This window comes from Achromobacter sp. LC458 (assembly GCF_001005835.2).
GTDB lineage: Bacteria > Pseudomonadota > Gammaproteobacteria > Burkholderiales > Burkholderiaceae_B > Achromobacter > Achromobacter spanius_B.
Window position 1 is genome coordinate 1 of sequence record NZ_LBHW02000020.1, and the last position, 18,466, is coordinate 18,466.

The window sequence follows — 18,466 nt, forward strand, 5'->3', positions numbered from 1 at the left end:
AAGTCATTGAAAAATAAGAAGAAAAAGATATAAAAACCCCGCGTTCCATATACTTTTCCAGCGCTTTGGATACTTTCCCAACGCCTGCGTTAATCAAGCCCGATATGCCGCGCGGAACAGGGTTTATCCTGATGCCCGCAAGGCTTGACACCCCTCTGCCCAGCCCATAAAGTCACCGCACAGATTTAGATAAAAGACCATCTGTAGGGTGGTCTTTTATTGCGCGCAGTTTGCGTCGACCTCTTACAGAAATAATTCCAAGAGGAGACGACTGTGCAATCATCGACCGTAAAAATACGTGGCATCGACGATGTCATCGCTTTTATCGACTCACGCCCCGGTATCACCGGGCGGGCAGGCCTGATCTGGTGGCTGGCCCTGGGTGGACTATTCCTGGATGCGTTTGCCAACTCCGCGTTAAGCGCGGGGCTGGGGCCCATGACGCGCGACCTGGGCCTTGCGGCCGGTCAAGTCGCGCTGATGACCTCGTTTGCCGCGTGGGTGGCCATTGCGTTCAATCCCATCGGCGGCTGGATGGCGGATCGTTGGGGCCGGATCCGGCCCTTGGTCATCGCAAAATTCCTGGCCGTCATCGGCGCGCTGCTGGTGATGTTTGCACCCAGCTTCGAAGTCATTCTGGTCGGCCGGTTTTTCGTAGGCGCCGCCTACGGAATCGACTTCGCCATCGCGATGGCCGTCCTGGCCGAATTCACCCCGCTTAAATTCAAAAGCCGCCTTAATACCTGGCAGGGCATGTGGTACACGGCCGTGTGCACGAACCTGCTGCTGGCGCTGTTGTTTTTCTCATGGGATGTGGGCGATTCCATCTGGCGTTATTCGGTTGCGGCTACCGCCGTCTTCGCGGTCGTGATCCTGCTGCTGCAAATGCGCTACATGGTGGAAAGCCCGATCTGGCTGGCCCGCAAAGAGCGTGTCGAGCAGGCGGCGCGCGCCATGACGCGTATCTACGGGCAGCCGTTCGCGGCGGCGCCGATGCACGAGCGTGTGCCGGTGGTCAACCAGGCCAAGCGCGGCATTGCCAACGTGCTGTTGATCTTTCGTGGCGTTTACCTGCCGCGCACGATCCTGGCGGCAACGGTCCAGATCGGCCAGTCGATCCAGTACTTCGCCGTGGGCTGGTATCTGCCCTTGATCAGCGCCGCGCTGTTCGGCAAGGACTTCGTCTTCGCCACCATCGGCGCGCTGGTGTTCAACGTGTTCGGCATCTTCGGCGGCTTTCTGTCGCCGTACATCGGCCGCAAGCTGGGCCTACGCCGCGCGTCGGCATTCGGCTTTGCCGCGGTGTTTCTGATGCTGCTGACCCTCGGTACGTTCCACGGCAAGATGCCGCTGTGGCTGGCCGTTGTGGTGCCGTCGCTGTTCATCCTGTTCCATTCGGGCGGGCCGGGGGCCAACGGCAAGAGCCTGTCGTCACTGTCGTTCCGCAGCGAACTTCGCGCGGGCGCCAACGGCATCATCGGCGCGCTGGGCTCCACGGGGGCCGCGATCGGACTGCTGGTGTTTCCGCTGTTTCGCGAAAACTACGGCCTTGAAAAGACCTTCCTGATTCTCTCCATCGTGCCGCTGATCGCCAGCATCATCTGCTTCACGATCAAGTGGGACCCCACCCGCACCCCCATCAACCCGGACAACGAAGCCGACGCGCCCCAGTTCAAGGACGACGCCGTGCTGCCTGCCCTGGACCCCGCCATTGGGAAAGCCTCGCGATGACAAACAACAAAGTGATTCTGGCCATAGACGAGGGCACGTCCGGCACGCGGGCGGCCACGGTGTCTCAGGACGGCCATGTGTCTTGCCTGCAATACGTGGCGCTGCATGTCGACTCGCCCCGGCCGGGTGTTGTGGAGCAGGACGCTAACGACATCCTGGACCGCACCGTCCAGGTCTGCCGGGATGCCATCGCACAAGCGGTCGCCGAGGGGCAGGAAATTGCTGCGCTGGCGCTGGCCACACAACGGGCCACGGCCGTGCTGTGGGACACGCAGACAGGGCGTGCGCTGGTTCCGGCCATGGTCTGGCAAGACACGCGCTTTGTCGACGAACTGGACCAACTGGCGCCGGAATGGGACGCCCGGTTGCGAGAGCGCGTCGGTCGGCCGGTGGGGGTGCGCTCGTTGTATCTCTGGGCGGCGCATCACCTGCGCGATTCGCCGCTTGTTGCCCAGGCGTGGCGCGACAAGCGCTTGGCGTTTGGCACCGTGGACACGTGGTTGCTGTGGCATTTTTCACAGCGGCGCGAATGCGTGACCACGCCCACGAACGCGACCTCCGCCGGCGCGTACGTGCTTGCCGACCATCGTTACTACCTGGAGTGGATTCAGGAGCTTGGCTTTCCGCACGAGCTGCTGCCGACCCTGCGCCAGGACGCGGATGATTTCGGTAGAACTCGTCCGGAGCTCTTGGGTATCGACGTGCCAATCCTGGCGTCGGCCGGCGACCAGCACGCGGGCGCCATCGGCCTGGGATGCCTGAACCGGGGACAGGCGATGTGTGTGCATGGCACGGGCAGCTTCGTGGACCTGGTCATCGGCACCGAACCTCCCTTGGAAGCCGGCATGTCCGACGGGTCGTTGACCATGACGGCCCGGCGTCAGTCAGGCGTGTCGCACTTCGCGGTCGAAACCTTTGTGGCAACAACCGGGTCGGCATTGAACTGGGTCTGCGAAAAGCTGAAATGGTTCAAGGACGCCCACGAGATCAGCGCGTTGGCAGAAACGGTGAACGCGTCGAACGGCGTGACCTTCGTGCCGGCCTTGACCGGGCTGCGCGTGCCCCGGATGGAAGCCGCGGCCCGCGCGTCGCTGACGGGCGTATCGATGGCCACGACGCAGGCCGAAGTGGCCTACGCCATTCTGGAGGGCATCGCGCATTCGGTGGCCAGCTGCATCGAAGCGGACGAGCAAGCCTCCGGCGTACGGGTGTCCGAACTGGTCGTGGGCGGCGGCCTGTCGCGCAGCGACCCCTTGTTGCAGATTCAAGCGGACTTGATCGGCATTCCCATTCGTCGCATGCAAGAGGCCGATCGCGCCAGCTTGCGCGGCATCGCGTATCTGGCGGGCTCGGCGGGCTTGCTGTGGCCGTCATTGCACGAGGCCTGCAAAACCATCGTGACCGACGCCGTGTTTCGGCCCGCCGTTGACGCCGACGAACGTCGTCGCCGCCGCGCCTTGTGGCACGCCCGGGTGGGGTCGGAATTGGGCCACGTCAAACAGTTCAAGCAAGACAACCAGGAGGCATTGCACAAATGATCGGGTGGCTATCCAGAAAGCCCAGAAAGGACCGGGCCGACATGACCAGCACCGAACCCCTGCGCCTGAACCGGCACGAACAGCTGGATCGATTGGGCAGCGAGCAGTTCGACATCCTGATCGTGGGGGGCGGTATCACCGGCGCCTATGCCGCGCTGGACGCCGCGTTGCGCGGCTATCGCGTGGCGTTGATCGAAAAGGACGACTTCGCCTCGGGCACTTCGTCCAAGTCCTCGAAGATGGTGCACGGGGGCTTGCGCTATATCGAACAGGGCAACCTGGGCTTGGTGCGCCATTCCCTGCATGAACGCCAACGGCTGCGGCGCAACGCGCGGCATCTGGTGCAGCGTCTGCCGTTTTTGTTTCCCATCCTGGAACGCGACGGGGTGTTCGATAAGCGCCTGTCCAAGGCATTTGAAAGCCTGCTGTGGACGTATGACGTGGCGGGCGGATGGCGCGAGGGCATCCTGCACCAGAAGCTGACGGCGGCCGAAGTGCTGTCGCATTGCCCAACGTTCAAGGAAGACGGACTGCTGGGCGGTTTCCTGTATTACGACGCCCGCGTCGACGATGCGCGCCTGACGCTGACGGTGGCGCGTACCGCCGCCTTTCACGGCGCGGCGGTGGCCAATCATGCGAAGGCGATCGAGGTCACGCGTGACACGCACGGCAAGGTGGACGGCGCGATCATCCACGCGGACAACAAAGAAATCCGCGCGCGCGCCCGGGTCGTCATCATGGCGACAGGCGTCTGGCTGCGCGATTGGACCGGCGCGAAAAAAGGCGATGAACCCGTGTTGCACGTGCGCCCGGCCAAGGGCGTGCACGTGGCGGTGCCCTGGATCAAGGTCCGCAACGATTGCACGGTGACCATTCCCGTGCCCGGTCGCAGCCGGCGCGCCACGATCACGCGCTGGGGCGACGTGTCTTACCTGGGTACCACCGACGAAGACTACGAAGGAAACCTGGACGACGTGTATTGCACGCGGCGCGAACTGGACTTCCTGCTGGAAGGCGCGCGCTCGGCGCTCAAGACCGATCTGCAAGCCGAAGACGTGGTGGGCAGCATCGCCGGCTGTCGCCCGCTGGTGGCGCCGCCCGGGGGCAAAACGCTGGAGATCAAGCGCAACCACGAAATCCGCGTGTCCGGCGACGGGCTGGTCACGATAGTGGGCGGCAAGCTGACCACGTCGCGACATATGGCGGAACAGACCATCGACGCCGCGCAACAGGTGCTGGGGCAGCGCAATGCCTGCCAGACCAAGAAGGCCTATCTGCTGGGCGCCGCCGGATACGACCCGCAAGCCATCGTGGCGTCCGGCGGCATGTCGGCGCATCTGGGCGAACGCTATGGCACCGAGGCGCGCTTTGTCAGCGACTTGATGCAGGCGTCGCCGGCTTTGCTGACGCCGATTGTCGACGGCTTGCCCTACACCGAAGCCGAGGTGCTTTACGCCGTGCGCCATGAAATGGCCGGCACCGTTGAAGACGTGCTGGCCAGGCGCATGCGCACGCGCCTGATGGCGCGCGACGCCTCCGCGCTTGCCGCCGGCCGCGTCGGACAGATCTTGCAGGCGGAACTTGGTTTGCCGCCCGCCACCATCGCGCAGCAGGTGAACGACTACCTGGCTGCCATCAAGCACGAAAAATCCATACTCATGGGAGACGAACAATGATCAGCAAAGAAGCCATCAAGCGCGGCTACAACCGTGGCAATTACGTCGTGGGCGCACACACGCCGCCTGCCTATGCGGCCACCTTGACGGACGTAGGCGCTGGCACCGAACCCGGCCTGCAACGCGACCCCGTGCGCGTCAGCGATGCGCAGGTCGATGCCCTGCGGCACGTGGCCGACAACGTCATGACGGCCACGGCCGACGTCGTGGCCTGGACGCGCGATTGGTGGGCGGGGTCCATGGTGTCGGAAACCGGCGGCAAGCCTGCTACGCCGCAAGCGGTGATCGTGACGGTGTCATCGGTGCAGCAGGTGCAGGCGGTCATGCGTTACGCCAACGCCGAAGCCATCCCGGTCACGGTGTCGGCGGGGCGCAGCAATGTCACCGGGGCCGCCTTGCCGGTGCGCGGTGGCATCGTGCTGGACGTCTGCCAGCTGAACCAGCTGATCGGCGTGGACCGCGAAAGCCAGATCGTGGAAGTGGAAGCGGGCATGTTCGGCGACGTCTTTGAACAGACCATCCAGAATGAATACGGGCTGACGATGGGCCATTGGCCGTCGTCGTTCGGCATCAGCACGGTGGGCGGCTGGGCGGCTTGCCGGGGGGCAGGGCAGTTGTCCACGCGCTACGGCAAGATCGAAGACATGGTGTTCGGTATGGACGTTGTACTGGCCGACGGCAGCCTGATCACGGTGGGCGGCTATTCCCGCGCGGCGGTGGGCTCGGACCTGCAGCAGTTGTTCATCGGCTCTGAAGGCACGCTGGGCGTGATCGTGCGGTTGCGCCTCAAGCTGCATCGCCTGCCCGATTACGGCCGCGCCATAGCGTACGGTTTCAAGACATTCGCCATCGGCCTGGACGCGTGCCGCGAGATCATGCAGCGCGGCGCCAACCCGGCTGCGTTACGCCTGTATGACGAACTGGAAAGCGGGGTGCAGTTCAATCGACCCGACCTGAACGTGCTGCTGGTGGCCGACGAGGGCGCACGCCAGATTGTGGACGCCGTCATGCAGATCAGCGAAGGTGTCTGCGAAGAACGGGGCGAAAAGCTGGACGGCGACGCCATCTTTGAGCGCTGGCTGGAAACGCGCTATCTGACCGGCAAGAGCGCCGAGGGCTTCAAGCGCAGCCCGGGGTTCGTGGCCGACACGCTTGAAATGTCGGGCCGCTGGAGCGACCTGTCCGCCATTTACAGTGAAGTGGTGGCGGCGGTGAACGCGGTGCCCGGCACGTTGGCGGGTTCCGCGCACCAGTCGCATGCTTACGTCGACGGGGCCTGCCTGTATTTTTCGTTGCGCGGCGACGTCGAGGTGGAGCGGCGCGCCCAGTGGTATCGCGCCGCATGGGATGCCGCCAACGCCGTGCTGATTAAATACAATGCGGCGCTCAGCCATCATCACGGCGTGGGCCTGCTGCGGGCGCCGTACATGCAGGAATCGCTGGGTAGCGCTTTTAACGTGCTGCTTGCGGTCAAGCGCCAGTTGGACCCGCAGAACATTCTTAATCCCGGCAAGCTGGGCTTGAGCGATCAACGCCATTATGGTCAGGAAAGTCGATAACCATGGATAGGTCATTTGGGGCATGCCTGGCGCGTCATCCAGTCATTGCGACGCTGTATGGGCTTGAGCAAATCAACACGTTCGTGGGAGGCGTGGCCGAGATCGGCATCGTGGCCAACGTTGAGTTGCGCAAGCTGGCGCCGGTCATCGCCACCTTGAACCGCGCGGGCAAATTCGCGATCGTCAATATCGACAGCTGCGAAGGCCTGTCCCAGGACAAGGGCGGGGTGGAATACCTGGCTGATATCGGCGTGGCCAGCTTGGTTTCAACCCGCGTGGCCACCATTCAGCGAGCCAACCGTGCCGGTATGGTCACGATGCAAAAAGTATTTGTGACCGACCGTTCTACCTGGCCGCGCAGCGTCAAGGCGCTGGAACAAAGCGACCCCAACCTGGTTCAGTTGATGCCGGCGCCGATGCTGGCGCACATGGCCCCCCCAGACCTAAAAGCCCTGCCGCCCATCGTGGCGTCGGGCTTTGTCTGCAACCAGGCGGACATTGCCACGGCCATGAAGCACGGCGCGGTGGGGGTGTCGACCAGCGATCCGCAACTGTGGAGCCTGGAAGGGCGGCAGCTTAAGGGCTGAAAACGGGTAATCCAGCCCGCCGCCCCTACGGCACTTCGTCCAGTTGCGCGATCTGCGCGTCTTCCGGGAAGCCCTGCGTGCGGTAGCGCGCCGGGTAGCCCTTTTCACGCGCCAGCAGCGGTTGCAGCAGGTGCGCGGCCTGTTCCCATGACACGACGCGCACTTCGCCGATGTTGTCCTCGGCGTCTGGGCGCACCAGCGCAAGACGGTCCACCTTGGGCAGCGACGTGTCCACGCCGCGCGTCCAGGACGCCAGCGAAAACGACATGACGGGCTCTTCGTCGCTGGTGAAGAGGTTGTAGTTGGCCACGAAAATGTCCTGGCCCTGTTCTTCGTGGATATGGTCCAGCGCCTCTTTCTGCGCGTCGTATTCGGATTTGTCCAGCAGGCGCTCCAGATGCGCAAGCCGCTGCGCCAGCGCAGGGTTGCTCGGCACGTATCGAAGCGGTTGCCGATCTTCGTAGTGGTACATATGCGCGCTGACCGACCGCCCTTGCATGAGCGCTTGGTGCGCCAGTTCCACCATGTTGGCCAAGCCAACGTCATCGTTGTCGCCGGCCACCAACAGCACGTCGCGTGTAGGCACCATGAACACCGGCCGGCCCCGCACCGGCACACGTTCGATCATGTCGGGCAGCAGGGCCCGGCTGATGTCGTAGCCGTCTGCCCAGGCGCCCCGATAGACGCCGGCAGCAATCTCGGCAAAGTCGTCCGGCGCGTCGCGCAGGTTGTCGATGGCAACCGCCAAGGCTTGGTCGAACGTCAATTGCCAAGCGGCTTCGGGGCCGTTGGTCAGGGTGGAGATGGCGTCTGGGTGGTCCAGCGCCAGCAGCACCACGCAATCCTCGCCAAAGGGCAGGTAGGCGGGATGGAACGCGGAATCGTCGCCTTCGGTGCGCACATGGTGCAGGCGCACGTCTTCCAGGGCGGTGCGGCTGCGGATAACGGCCCGCAGCATGGGGCGCGCCACCGTGGCCTGTTGCGGCGTCGACTGCTTGCTGCTGGCCAAGGCCGAGACAAAACCCTGCAAGGCGCGCTGTTGCTGCGCGCCCCGGGTGTTGTAGTAAGCGTGATAAGCGTTGTGCAGGTTGAAGAACGAACCTTCGCCCAGCAGCAAGCGGAATTCATCGGCCTTGTAAGTCAGGTCGCCCTCGAAGCCTTGCTTGCGAGCCGCCGCCACGAACAGTTTGGCAAATTGATCCGGCGTAGGCCTGCGCCGGAACAGCGTGTCGAAAAAACCCATGTGCCCGCCTTCAATCAGATGCTGGACGGCGCTTTGACCGTCCACGACGGGTCATTGTGGCCACGGTTCCGGGCCGCGTCCAGTGATAACGCCGCGGGGATGCGGCGCGCTTGCTCAGGACACCGTAAGTCGGAACTCAATACGCTCGGGGGTTACCTTTCAGGCTCAAATCCCTACGATGACGACGTCACCCTTGCAGGCGAATTACCCCGGCCCATCGCACTATGACCGCATGACGATTGCGTTGCATTGGTTGACGGCGTTTCTGGTCGTGGGCTTGTTTGCCCTGGCGGAAATCTGGAGCTTCCTGCCGCGCGGCACGCCGACTCGTCGGCTGCTGCAATCGCTGCACATTTCGTTCGGCTTGCTGTTCACCGCGGTGTTCGTGCTGCGCGTCGTGTGGCGGTCCACCGGTGGCCGGCGCCTGCCGCCCGCTGCCACCGGCTTGATGGGTCTGGCTAGTACAGGCGTACACGGGCTGCTGTACCTGCTGATGGCCGCGCAGATCGTGCTGGGCTTTCTGTTTCGCTGGGCGCAGGGCGAACCGTTTGCTTTCTTCGGGTTGTTCGACGTGCCCCGGTGGATTGCGATCGACCGCGAACAGCGCCACTTCATTGGTGGGCTGCACGACACGGTGGCGTGGACGATCATCGCGTTGGCCTTGGTGCATGCGCTGGCGGCGTTGGTTCACCATTACGCCTTGCACGATGGGGTGTTGCGCCGGATGCTGCGCAGCCGCTGAGGGCGGTGGGGAAAAATCGGCGGATGAGGTGAAATCGGGGCGGGGCAGGTTGTACATTACGCACTGTCACCTGCCTTATTCCTACAGGATTTTCCCATCATGACCGCCCCAGAAGTCGTAATTTCCTCGTCGATACCCTGCGCCAATGACCGCCCCTTCGTGCTGTTTGGCGGCATCAACGTGCTGGAATCCCTGGATCTGGCGCTGCGCGCGTGCGAAGAATATCAACGCGTGACCCAAAAGCTGGGCATTCCGTACGTGTTCAAGGCGTCGTTCGACAAGGCCAACCGATCTTCCATCCATTCCTACCGGGGTCCCGGCCTGGAAGAGGGCATGAAGATCTTCGAAGCCGTCAAGAAAGAGTTCGGCGTGCCGGTCATTACCGACGTGCACGAACCCTGGCAGGCGGCGCCCGTTGCTGAAGTGGTGGACATCCTGCAATTGCCCGCCTTCCTGGCGCGTCAGACGGATCTGGTGGTGGCGCTGGCCAAGACGCAGCGCATCGTCAATATCAAGAAGCCGCAGTTTCTCAGCCCGACCCAGATGCTGAACATCGTTGAAAAGTTCACCGAAGCGGGCAACGACAAGCTGATCCTGTGCGATCGCGGCACCAGCTTCGGCTACGACAACCTGGTGGTCGACATGCTGGGTTTCGGCGTGATGAAAAAGGTGTCCGGCAACCGGCCCTTGATTTTCGACGTGACCCACGCGTTGCAGCAGCGTTCCGCCTTGGACGCCGCCTCGGGCGGTCGCCGCGAGCAGGTTGCCGAGCTGGCGCGCGCGGGCATGGCGGTGGGCCTGGCGGGGCTGTTTCTAGAGGCTCACCCCGACCCGAAGAACGCCAAGTGCGATGGACCCAGCGCGTTGCCGCTGGACAAACTGGAACCCTTCCTGACCCAGCTCAAGCAGCTGGACGATCTGGTGAAATCCTTTGCGGACATCGATATCGAACCCTGACGCGCGCGGGCATGCCATCGACGGCGGCTTGCTATACGATCCAGGCCACACCACTACAGGGAGGCCCGGATGTCTTTTTACGTAATCGTCGCTGTTCGAAAAGAGCCCATCAGCGGGCACATTGCCTATGTGCGCTGGGGCCAGGCCGAGCGGGGCGTGCCAGGCTGGGTCACCGAGCCGGTCACGGCCTCGGCGTCCGAGGTGATTGACGTGATCAAGGAGGGGGCCGACGTGGAAACCGCCATCAGCGTGGACGGCACCAGCGTGGCGCTGCGCCCCGTGCGCGTGCTGACCACCGACGACGGCCACGAACTGCTGGCGTCCGTGCCGGTGCCTAGCTCGACCTTGCACACGCTGTTCGACCTACCCGAGTTCTAGGCGGCTTGGCGGCGGCCTTCGGCGAAGCTTTTCAGCGCGTCGTCGGTCAGGCGGTAGCGGACCCACTCATCCAGCGGCACCGCGCCGATCGATACGTAGAAGTCGATTGCCGGCTTGTTCCAGTCCAGCACGCTCCATTCCAGCCGGCCACAGCCGTTGGCCACCGCTTCTTGCGCCAGGTGGCGCAGCAGGTCGCGTCCGGCCCCGATGCCGCGATGCTCGGGCGTGATGTACAGGTCTTCCAGGTAAATACCGTTCTTGCCGAGCCAGGTGGAATAGCTGTAGAAATAGACCGCGTACCCGATAGGTTTGCCATCCGCCAGGCACATCAGCGCCTTGGCGGGCGCCTGCGGGGCAAAAAGGGTACGGGCGACGTCGTCTGCGCTGGCGATCACTTCGTGCGCGGCGCGCTCGTACACGGCCAGTTCAGTAATGAAGGCATAGATCTGGGCCGCATCCGAGGGGATGGCGGGGCGGATGGCGATATTCACGTTGACTTCCTCCAAATAGGAGGGCCATGCTACCCGCTATTCCAGGCGCTTGCTGACGGGCGATCCGGTCTGACGCGTACACGAAGGAGACATCCTCGATGGCTGAGTCTGGTTCTGCCGCAGCTCGCACGCCGCCGCGCAAGGGGCGCCGCGTTTCCTGGATCTGGCTGGTCCCGGTGGTGGCCGTCATCGGCGGATTGCTGCTGGTGGTGCAGGCCTGGCTGAATGCAGGGCCCACGGCTACCGTCCACTTCCAGACCGCTGAAGGCCTGGAAGCGGGCAAGACGCAGGTTCGCTACAAGGAAGTCAATGTCGGCCTGGTTGAACGCGTCAACCTGAACCAGGACCGCACGGGCGTTGTGGTCACGATCCGCGTGGACAAGGACGCGGCCAACCTGTTGCGCGACGGCACGGTATTTTGGGTGGTGCGCCCGCGGCTGACGCTCAGCGGGGTGTCGGGCCTGGGTACGCTGTTGTCGGGCTCGTATATTGGCCTGGACCCAGCGGGCGGCCAGGGCAAGGGCGGCGCCCGCAGCGAGCGTAAAAGCGAATTCACCGGTCTGGAAGTGCCGCCCGAGGTTGCGCAGGACCGGGCCGGAAAGCGCTTCACGCTACACGCCAACGATCTGGGCTCGCTGGATGTCGGCTCACCCGTGTACTACCGCCGCATTGCCGTGGGGCAGGTGGTGAACTACCGGTTGGCCAAGGACGGCGATGGGGTCGATGTGCAGGTGTTCGTCGACGCGCCGAACGATTCCTACGTCAATGAGAGCACGCGCTTCTGGAACGCCAGCGGCGTCGACTTCAGCGTGGATGCGCGCGGTTTGCAGATGCGGTCCCAGTCGCTGGTTTCCGTAATTGTGGGTGGCGTGGCATTCGACACCCTGGAACGGGCGGCCAGCCAGCCTGCGGCAGCCGGCGCGGCGTTCCCGCTTTTCTCCAGCGAAGAGTCGGCCCGGGCCGAACCGGACGGCGCGCCGCTACACGTGCGCATGCGTTTCGATCAATCTGTGCGGGGGCTGGTGGTGGGGGCGCCTGTCGACGCGTATGGCGTCACGGTCGGCAGGGTGGACGCCATCGACCTGGACTTTGATCAGTCGGCCAAACAGTTCTACGCGCTGGTATCCGCCACGCTGTACCCGGAGCGGCTGGGCGACAAAACGTTCCACCAGATCAAGAACTTCGCGGGCCCGGATGTCAAACACCCCAGCGGCAGGTTGATGACTGCCTTGGTCGCGCGCGGCACCCGGGCGCAGTTGCGCATCGGCAACTTGTTGACCGGCCAGTTGTATGTGGCGCTAGCGGAATTTCCTGATGCGCCCGCCGCCACTTTCAAGATGGAAGATCGACCGTTCATCCCCACCGTGCGCAATAACCTGGACCAGCTGCAACAGCAGTTGAACAGCATCCTGACCAAGGTCGACAAGGTGCCGTTCGATGCCATCGGTACGGAACTGGCCGGGGCGCTTCGGGGCGCCTCGCGTCTGGTCAAGCGGCTGGATACGCACCTGGCGCCAGAGGCGCAGGCCGTGCTGAGGCAAGCAAACCAGTCGTTGGCGGCCGTGAGCGCGTTGCTGGCCCCCGAGTCCGCGTTGCCGCTAAATACCGATACGGCGCTGCGTGAGTTGGGTCGCGCGGCGCGATCGTTGCGGCATTTGGCGGATTATCTTCAGGCCCATCCCGACGCGCTGTTGCGGGGCAGGGCGCCGGATGCGGCGCCCGGGCGGTAGGTAGACACCGGCGTGCACGGTTTTGGGCATGACACTTGCTGGAAGCTTTCTACGAACGGTTGCAGCACTGCGGCCGGCGGTGCGGTATCCGAGGGGGGACCACCGAATGGATCATAGTGAAATGATGGTGCGCATGATTTCCCAGCCGGTCGCGCCGGACCAGCTGGACGGTTGGGACGGCGTGTTGTCCGCGTATGCGGACTGCCTGTTGCAGGTACAGGGCAAGCTGACCGACGCGGACGTGAGCCGCTTCCTGGATGTAGGCGCCTTGGTTTTTCGTTCGTGTTGCCAGGACGAAGCACGCCTGCGGTGGACAGCTGAGGAACTGGCTGCTTTTCACCGCAAGCCGGAATGCGGCGCGTAGGCTTGGCAACAACGCGCTGACAATAAACGCCTGGAAGAAAGAGCGTTCAGTACAAGCATTGGCTAAGCGCGAATTTACGGCCAAATGCATGGACCTCGTCACCGTCCACCGCCGCCGCCACATCCCAGTGGCCGCCGCGCGTCACCAAAAACGATTGCCCGGTCAGCGCATGCCGTAATGCAAAGCGCCAAAAGGCCGGTTCGGAGCCGATGGGCTCCAGGTCGTGGGGCCCGATCATCAGCCGGGTGGGGCGGGGGGTGGCGCCCAGCGACCATCGCACCGCAATCGCCAGGAAGGCGAACCGCGCGGACATCGACGACGGTTGAACGCAAAGGACTCGAATCTTGTTGCTCATGGGCGCCACCTTTTGCAGGTGCTTCTGAGCGTAGCAAAGACGCGCGTGACGTTCCATACCGCCTTTGCTGTATTTCGGCCCCAATGGTCTGACGATTGGCAGCATCGCGTGGACTTGCGTGATGCCGCCAATCAAGGCGCGTTACGCATCCGGCCCCGGCGCCACCGCCCGCGTCACGCGAGGCAGCAGGATCAGCGCCAGTGCCGGCATCAATGCAAACGCCGCGAACAGCCAGCCCGCGGCATGCCGAGCCCCTTCGACACCGCCGGGGTCGGCAAGCCCCGCGCTATTGACGACCACGCCGGCCAGCGCCGCCGTTACCGCCGCCGCGTAGAGCTGCACGGTGGTAATCGACGAAGACGTCAGCGTCTCTTCGCCCTTGGGCGCCGCGTTGAACACTTTGGTCAGAAGATGCGGCCAGGCCAGCCCGATGCCGAATCCCACCCCCGCCAACGCAATGATGTACGCGCCAAGGCCGGCCGGGGTGGCAAGCAGTGACGCCTGCGGTGTCATGATGCCCAGACCGATCAGCGACCCCAGGATCACGATGGGGCTGATGCGTATCAGCCGGTCGGCGTCGCGGCCCGTCCGGGTGGCGCTGGGCATGGCGGCCAGCGTCCAGCCGGCGCCCATGGCAGCGGTCAGGTAGCCCGCCTTCAGCGGCGGCATGCCGTGGATGACTTGCAGGAAATAGGGCACGAATATCTCGGTGGCGATGGCGGCCACCACCAGGCACATCGTCGCGTACAACGCGCCCAGCGGCGCGCGCAGGCTGTAAGCGCCGGTGGGCAGCAGGCGATGGCGAGCGCGGGCGTCGACCCGCGCGATAAGCAGGGCGATGATGAGCCCCGCCCCAATGCCCGCCACGTTCCACACTAGCTGCGTCGACAGGCTGGCCAGCGTGACGGCGATTACGGAGGCGACCAGCAAGGCCAATGTGCGCAGCGGCAGCACCGAGCGCGGCGCAGGCGGTACCGACGCCCGTCCGCCCACCTTGAGTGCGACGATCAACGCCAGCACGGCGGCAACCGGTAACAGGGCCCAGAACGCCAGCCGCCAGTTTCCCGATTGCGCGAATATCCCGCCGATGGCGGGCCCGGACAGTGTTGCAACGCCCCACATGCAAGACACCAAGGCCATGGCGCGGGACCACAACGGGGCGTCGAACACCAGCCGGATCAATGCGTAGCTCAACGCGAAAAGAATGCCGCCGCCCAGCCCTTGCACGCTGCGTCCCGCCAGCAGTACCGGCATGCCCGGGGCCATCGCGCAGATGACGGCTCCGGCGCTGAAGACGGCCACGGCGAACAGGTAGGCGCTGCGCGGCCCTAGTGTTTCGATCAGCTTGGCCGACAGCGCGGACCCGATGATGGACGTCACCACGAACAGCGTCGTGTTCCAGGCGTAGTACTCCAGGCCGCCTATGTCCTCGATCACCGTGGGCAGGATGGTGGTGACGATATAAACGTTGATGGCGTGCAGCGCGACGCCGCCCGCCAGGGCAATCGACCGCAGGGCATTGGCGCCTTGAAGCAGGTCGGCCCACGAAGCGCTGGGGGCGGCGGGCTCAAGGATGGGGCTGGTGGGCACAGGCGCTCCGATAATTTAAACAAGCAAATGCTTTGATAATACGTGCGTTGCAGAAAGCGCACAACGCGGGCGCGGGAGGTTCCTTGCGGCGTGTCTCGATCCGGCTCCTGACCGGGTCCAGACTCAGACCCCGACCCAAGCCGGACCGTATCAAGGCCTGCGTCGCAAGCCACGAAGCATCAAGTCCAGGATGTGCAGCGCGTCGTCAAGGCGATCCGATTCGCCGGCCGAACCGGCGATCCATAACGCGCTGTCCGTCAGCCCGCCATTGATGAAATTGGCGATGGCCCGGGGGTCGGCGGTTTCAATGAGCCCGTCGTCGATCAGTTGCTTCAGCAACGCCGCCATGGAGGCAATGCACTGCGACTGCGCCGCGTTCGGCCCCGCGCCCAGCACCGCCGGAGCGTCTTGCAACACAATCCGCCGAATGGCCGGTTCGGCTGCCATTCGCAAATACGCGCGGCAGCGTTCGCGCAGCGCCGTCCACGCGTCCGGAGCTTGATCCGAAATATCCTTCAAGCGCCGGTCCATATCGTCGTCGATCTGTTGGACCACCGCGGCAAGCAAGCCTTGTTTGTCATTGAAATGGTGATACAAGGCTCCTCGCGTCAACCCGACTCGGGCGGTCAGATCGTCCATGGACGTGGCGGCATAACCCACGTGTTCGAACGCGTGACGGGCGGTGGCAAGCAGCTTGGCGCGAGTCGCTTCGATCATTTCCGCGCGGGTGCGGGGCATGTGCGTCTCCCATGACATACGGTGCGCAGGTTAATTGACATACGGAATGTATGTGAATAGGATCCGCCTGTCCACCCAATCAGCAAAAGGTCTTCGGTGTCCAATCCGTATCGTGAGTTATTCAACGCGCCAGGCGCCCTGGGTTTCGTCCTGGCCGGCGCCATCGCGCGCCTGCCTTTGCCGATGATCGGCATCGGCATCATCACGATGCTGTCGGAAGTGCGCGGCGCTTACGGCATGGCGGGCGCTGTTGCCGCCACGTTTGCGTTGGCGACCGCGTTGCTGGCCCCGCGTATTTCGCGGCTGGTGGACCGTCATGGGCAAGGGCGCGTACTGCCCGTGGCCGCGGGGGTCTGCGTGGCCGCATTGCTTGGTTTGTCGGCCTGCGTAGAGTGGAACGCGCCGGACTGGACGCTGTTCCTGTTTGCCGCGCTGGCGGGCACGTTGCCCAGCATGCCCGCGATGATCCGTGCGCGTTGGACCGAGATCTTTCGCGACCAGCCGCAACTGCGTACCGCCTATGCGCTGGAGTCGGTCGCTGACGAGGTCAGCTTCATCCTGGGTCCGCCCTTGGCCGTGGGTCTTAGCGTGGCGTTGTTTCCGCAAGCGGGGCCGCTGGTTGCCGCGTTGCTGTTGGCGGTGGGTGTGACGGCTTTCGTCTTGCAGCCCGCCACGGCGCCCAGGGTACAGGCCGTCCCGGCCGGGCGGCAGGCGTCGGTGTTGCGCATGCCGTCGATGTTCGCGCTGGTTGCCATGATGGCGGCCATGGGCGTCATCGTCGGCACCATCGACGTCTTGAGCGTGGCCTTCGCCCGCGCTCAGGGCGTGCCGGCGGGGGCGAGCCTTGTGCTGTCCACCTACGCGTTGGGTTCGTGCGTGGCGGGGCTGGTGTTCGGTGTCATGAAATTCCAGATGCCGCTGGCCCGCCTGCTATCGATCGCGGCGGCCGTGACGGCATTCACGACGTTGCCGCTGCTGCTGGTGAACGACCTGGTGACCTTGGCGTTGGGCGTGTTGCTGGCCGGCCTGTCCTTCGCGCCCACCATGATCATCGCGATGGCATTGGTGGAAAGCAGCGTGCCCGGCCAGCGTCTGACGGAGGGGCTGACCTGGCTGGTCACCGGGCTGGGGGCCGGCGTTGCGGCGGGCGCGGCGATAGCGGGCTGGGTCGTGGATCACCATGGCGTGCAAGCCGGATTCTGGACTGCCACGGTAGCTGGCGCGATCGTGTTGCTGGTGGCTTTGCCCGGCGCGCGCCGGCAGGGGGTGGCGCGCGTCTCGCTGTAAAGCAAGGCATCGCTAGAATGGCGGCTCCGGCGTGCTGTGGGGGCGCGCCGTCCACAGGAGCACGCATGTCCAGAACCGTTGTCAATCCGGATACCGTTTTCAACACCGTCCAGTACGGCTTCAGCCAGGCGGTGATCGTTACCGGGCAGCGCAGAATGCTGTTGTCTGGCCAGGTTGGTGTCGACATTAACGAACGCACCGTTGGCCCCGGGCTGCAAGAACAAACCCAGGCGGCACTGGACAATATCGAACGTGTGCTGGCCGCCGCGGGCGCCAACCTGGCCCAGGTCATCATGCTGCGCATCTACATCTGCGAGACCGCGCGAGAGGATCAGGAAGTGATCGCCCAGGCGCTGCGCGCTCGCTTTCCAAACGACCCGCCGCCGTCCTCATGGATCATCGTCAGCGGGCTGTCACTGCCGGAATGGCTGGTGGAGATCGAAGCGGAAGCCATGCTGGATTGACATGGGCTTTGGCTAGGGCTTGTCGCGCCAGGGCGTCGAGGCGAAGGCTTCGCGCAGATGCGCCAGGAAACCGGCGGTGCGGGCCGATTGCTCCTGGCGCGACTTGACCAGCGCCACGACGTTGGCATCCGGCAAGTTCCACCCCGCCAGCAGCGGCACCAGCGCGCGCGCCTTCAGATGTTCCGCCACGTCCCATTCCGAACGCGCAACGATGCCGTGCCCGGCCAAGGCCCACTGCACGGCGGCCGCGCCGGTGTTGCTGGACAGCACCGGCGATACGCGTACGCCCACGGCGGGGCCTCGGCCGCGCTTGAATCGCCATAAGGTCACGTCTTCGTCGTTTTCGCGCAGCGCGATGCAGTCATGGTCGCGCAGGTCTTCCGGTTTGGCGGGCGCGCCATGGCGCGCCAGGTACGCCGGCGACGCGCACAAGATGCGGCGGTTGGGCGCCAGGGGGTAGGCCACCAACGTCGAGTCGCGCAGCTCTCCGATGTGGATCATGACGTCCCAGTTGTCCGTGGCCAAGCGGGGAGGGCCATCGGACAGCGTCAGGCTTGCGGTGATGTTGCCGCTGGTTTTTCGGAATTCCGCCACCAGCGCGGCAACGTAGCGTTGCCCGAAGCCCAGCGGCGCGACGACGCGCAAATGCCCCGCCACCACACCCCGGCGGCCGGCCAATTCGTCGGCCAGATCGCCGAGTTCGCCGCAGATCTGGCCGGCGCGCAATGCCAATAGACGGCCTTCGTCGGTCAGTGCGGTGCCTTTGCCGGATCGGTTTACCAGCCGGACGCCCAGACGCTTTTCCAGTGCATGCAGCCGTTGCGTAACGGCCGGGGGCGTCACGTCCAGCGCCCGGGCGGCCTGCGCAAGCGAGGGCGTCGCCGCGAGACTCAGGAAAAATCGCAGGTCGTCCGTTGTGATCATTCAGTTTCGACTTAATGAAAAATTAAGCTGACATTAAACACGTGCGCGTCGCGTCACGCCATACTTGGACCGACCAAATCAGAATATTCCGCATTGCCTTCGCCTTTTTCGA

At 64.3% G+C, this 18,466-nt stretch carries 18 protein-coding genes; 12 read left to right on the forward strand and 6 right to left on the reverse strand.

From position 1 onward, the window contains the following. Window positions 1-273 precede the first annotated feature (273 nt). Genes YH64_RS17310 through YH64_RS17330 form a run of 5 tightly spaced genes read left to right on the forward strand, consistent with a single transcriptional unit; the run spans window position 274 to window position 7,091 of the window. On the forward strand, window positions 274-1,731 hold the full coding sequence (locus YH64_RS17310) for an MFS transporter (protein WP_046805821.1): 1,458 nt from the start codon (window positions 274-276) through the stop codon (window positions 1,729-1,731). Continuing rightward, window positions 1,728-3,269, forward strand: a complete 1,542-nt coding sequence (locus YH64_RS17315) for an FGGY family carbohydrate kinase (RefSeq protein ID WP_046805820.1) — start codon at window positions 1,728-1,730, stop codon at window positions 3,267-3,269. Before YH64_RS17310 ends, YH64_RS17315 begins: the two co-directional genes overlap by 4 nt. Then, window positions 3,266-4,945, forward strand: a complete 1,680-nt coding sequence (locus YH64_RS17320; RefSeq protein ID WP_046805819.1) for a glycerol-3-phosphate dehydrogenase/oxidase — start codon at window positions 3,266-3,268, stop codon at window positions 4,943-4,945. Before YH64_RS17315 ends, YH64_RS17320 begins: the two co-directional genes overlap by 4 nt. Next, complete coding sequence (locus YH64_RS17325; protein WP_046805818.1) at window positions 4,942-6,504, forward strand: FAD-binding oxidoreductase; 1,563 nt, start codon at window positions 4,942-4,944, stop codon at window positions 6,502-6,504. Before YH64_RS17320 ends, YH64_RS17325 begins: the two co-directional genes overlap by 4 nt. Before the next feature lie 2 nt (window positions 6,505-6,506). Further along, window positions 6,507-7,091 (forward strand): glycerol-3-phosphate responsive antiterminator, encoded by a 585-nt coding sequence (locus tag YH64_RS17330; RefSeq protein WP_046805817.1) that lies wholly within the window; start codon window positions 6,507-6,509, stop codon window positions 7,089-7,091. A gap of 25 nt (window positions 7,092-7,116) precedes the next feature. On the opposite strand, the gene YH64_RS17335 is transcribed toward YH64_RS17330, so the two are convergent. Further along, on the reverse strand, window positions 7,117-8,379 hold the full coding sequence (locus YH64_RS17335) for a hypothetical protein (protein ID WP_223264954.1): 1,263 nt from the start codon (window positions 8,377-8,379) through the stop codon (window positions 7,117-7,119). Between the two features lie 133 nt (window positions 8,380-8,512). Here YH64_RS17335 and YH64_RS17340 point away from each other — a divergent pair, with 133 nt between their 5' ends. The 3 genes from YH64_RS17340 to YH64_RS17350 all read left to right on the forward strand — a co-directional run bounded on the left by YH64_RS17340 (window position 8,513) and on the right by YH64_RS17350 (window position 10,411). Beyond that, window positions 8,513-9,076, forward strand: a complete 564-nt coding sequence (locus YH64_RS17340; protein WP_046805816.1) for a cytochrome b — start codon at window positions 8,513-8,515, stop codon at window positions 9,074-9,076. A gap of 99 nt (window positions 9,077-9,175) precedes the next feature. Then, window positions 9,176-10,033: a 3-deoxy-8-phosphooctulonate synthase gene (gene kdsA, locus YH64_RS17345; protein ID WP_046805815.1), complete on the forward strand. Its 858-nt coding sequence runs from the start codon at window positions 9,176-9,178 to the stop codon at window positions 10,031-10,033. A 69-nt stretch (window positions 10,034-10,102) separates the two neighbouring features. Next, a complete protein-coding gene (locus tag YH64_RS17350; RefSeq protein WP_046805814.1) occupies window positions 10,103-10,411 on the forward strand; it encodes a carbohydrate isomerase in 309 nt (102 codons plus the stop codon). Here the strand turns inward: YH64_RS17350 and YH64_RS17355 are convergent. After that, on the reverse strand, window positions 10,408-10,902 hold the full coding sequence (locus YH64_RS17355) for a GNAT family N-acetyltransferase (RefSeq protein WP_046805839.1): 495 nt from the start codon (window positions 10,900-10,902) through the stop codon (window positions 10,408-10,410). The two genes, YH64_RS17350 and YH64_RS17355, sit on opposite strands and share 4 nt — an antisense overlap. Before the next feature lie 98 nt (window positions 10,903-11,000). Here YH64_RS17355 and YH64_RS17360 point away from each other — a divergent pair, with 98 nt between their 5' ends. Both YH64_RS17360 and YH64_RS17365 read left to right on the forward strand, forming a co-directional pair. Beyond that, on the forward strand, window positions 11,001-12,632 hold the full coding sequence (locus YH64_RS17360; protein WP_046805813.1) for an intermembrane transport protein PqiB: 1,632 nt from the start codon (window positions 11,001-11,003) through the stop codon (window positions 12,630-12,632). A gap of 106 nt (window positions 12,633-12,738) precedes the next feature. Next, the gene (locus YH64_RS17365; RefSeq protein ID WP_046805812.1) at window positions 12,739-12,996 is read left to right on the forward strand and encodes a hypothetical protein; all 258 of its coding nucleotides are present in this window, start codon (window positions 12,739-12,741) and stop codon (window positions 12,994-12,996) included. Between the two features lie 46 nt (window positions 12,997-13,042). On the opposite strand, the gene YH64_RS17370 is transcribed toward YH64_RS17365, so the two are convergent. The 3 genes from YH64_RS17370 to YH64_RS17380 form a co-directional block, all read right to left on the reverse strand. Further along, window positions 13,043-13,351, reverse strand: a complete 309-nt coding sequence (locus tag YH64_RS17370; RefSeq protein ID WP_046805838.1) for a hypothetical protein — start codon at window positions 13,349-13,351, stop codon at window positions 13,043-13,045. 141 nt (window positions 13,352-13,492) lie between these two features. Further along, on the reverse strand, window positions 13,493-14,941 hold the full coding sequence (locus YH64_RS17375; RefSeq protein WP_255444546.1) for an MFS transporter: 1,449 nt from the start codon (window positions 14,939-14,941) through the stop codon (window positions 13,493-13,495). Between the two features lie 150 nt (window positions 14,942-15,091). After that, window positions 15,092-15,679 (reverse strand): TetR/AcrR family transcriptional regulator, encoded by a 588-nt coding sequence (locus tag YH64_RS17380; protein ID WP_046805811.1) that lies wholly within the window; start codon window positions 15,677-15,679, stop codon window positions 15,092-15,094. Window positions 15,680-15,775: 96 nt separating this feature from the next. Here YH64_RS17380 and YH64_RS17385 point away from each other — a divergent pair, with 96 nt between their 5' ends. Together YH64_RS17385 and YH64_RS17390 are read left to right on the forward strand one after the other, a co-directional pair. Then, window positions 15,776-16,966 carry an MFS transporter gene (locus YH64_RS17385; RefSeq protein ID WP_143215425.1) on the forward strand — a complete coding sequence of 397 codons (1,191 nt, stop codon included), beginning with the start codon at window positions 15,776-15,778 and terminating at the stop codon, window positions 16,964-16,966. A 65-nt stretch (window positions 16,967-17,031) separates the two neighbouring features. Continuing rightward, window positions 17,032-17,430 carry a RidA family protein gene (locus tag YH64_RS17390; protein WP_046805809.1) on the forward strand — a complete coding sequence of 133 codons (399 nt, stop codon included), beginning with the start codon at window positions 17,032-17,034 and terminating at the stop codon, window positions 17,428-17,430. A gap of 12 nt (window positions 17,431-17,442) precedes the next feature. On the opposite strand, the gene YH64_RS17395 is transcribed toward YH64_RS17390, so the two are convergent. Next, window positions 17,443-18,354, reverse strand: a complete 912-nt coding sequence (locus YH64_RS17395; RefSeq protein ID WP_143215426.1) for a LysR family transcriptional regulator — start codon at window positions 18,352-18,354, stop codon at window positions 17,443-17,445. Between the last annotated feature and the right edge of the window lie 112 nt (window positions 18,355-18,466).

Excerpts from the sequence above, each read along its gene's own strand:
- YH64_RS17315 (WP_046805820.1), top strand. The coding sequence starts at position 1,728 with ATGACAAACAACAAAGTGATTCTGGCCATAGACGAGGGCACGTCCGGC.
- YH64_RS17320 (WP_046805819.1), top strand. The coding sequence starts at position 3,266 with ATGATCGGGTGGCTATCCAGAAAGCCCAGAAAGGACCGGGCCGACATG.
- YH64_RS17325 (WP_046805818.1), top strand. The coding sequence starts at position 4,942 with ATGATCAGCAAAGAAGCCATCAAGCGCGGCTACAACCGTGGCAATTAC.
- YH64_RS17330 (WP_046805817.1), top strand. The coding sequence starts at position 6,507 with ATGGATAGGTCATTTGGGGCATGCCTGGCGCGTCATCCAGTCATTGCG.
- YH64_RS17340 (WP_046805816.1), top strand. The coding sequence starts at position 8,513 with ATGACGACGTCACCCTTGCAGGCGAATTACCCCGGCCCATCGCACTAT.
- kdsA (WP_046805815.1), top strand. The coding sequence starts at position 9,176 with ATGACCGCCCCAGAAGTCGTAATTTCCTCGTCGATACCCTGCGCCAAT.
- YH64_RS17350 (WP_046805814.1), top strand. The coding sequence starts at position 10,103 with ATGTCTTTTTACGTAATCGTCGCTGTTCGAAAAGAGCCCATCAGCGGG.
- YH64_RS17360 (WP_046805813.1), top strand. The coding sequence starts at position 11,001 with ATGGCTGAGTCTGGTTCTGCCGCAGCTCGCACGCCGCCGCGCAAGGGG.
- YH64_RS17365 (WP_046805812.1), top strand. The coding sequence starts at position 12,739 with ATGGATCATAGTGAAATGATGGTGCGCATGATTTCCCAGCCGGTCGCG.
- YH64_RS17370 (WP_046805838.1), bottom strand. The coding sequence starts at position 13,351 with ATGAGCAACAAGATTCGAGTCCTTTGCGTTCAACCGTCGTCGATGTCC.
- YH64_RS17380 (WP_046805811.1), bottom strand. The coding sequence starts at position 15,679 with ATGCCCCGCACCCGCGCGGAAATGATCGAAGCGACTCGCGCCAAGCTG.
- YH64_RS17390 (WP_046805809.1), top strand. The coding sequence starts at position 17,032 with ATGTCCAGAACCGTTGTCAATCCGGATACCGTTTTCAACACCGTCCAG.
- YH64_RS17395 (WP_143215426.1), bottom strand. The coding sequence starts at position 18,354 with ATGATCACAACGGACGACCTGCGATTTTTCCTGAGTCTCGCGGCGACG.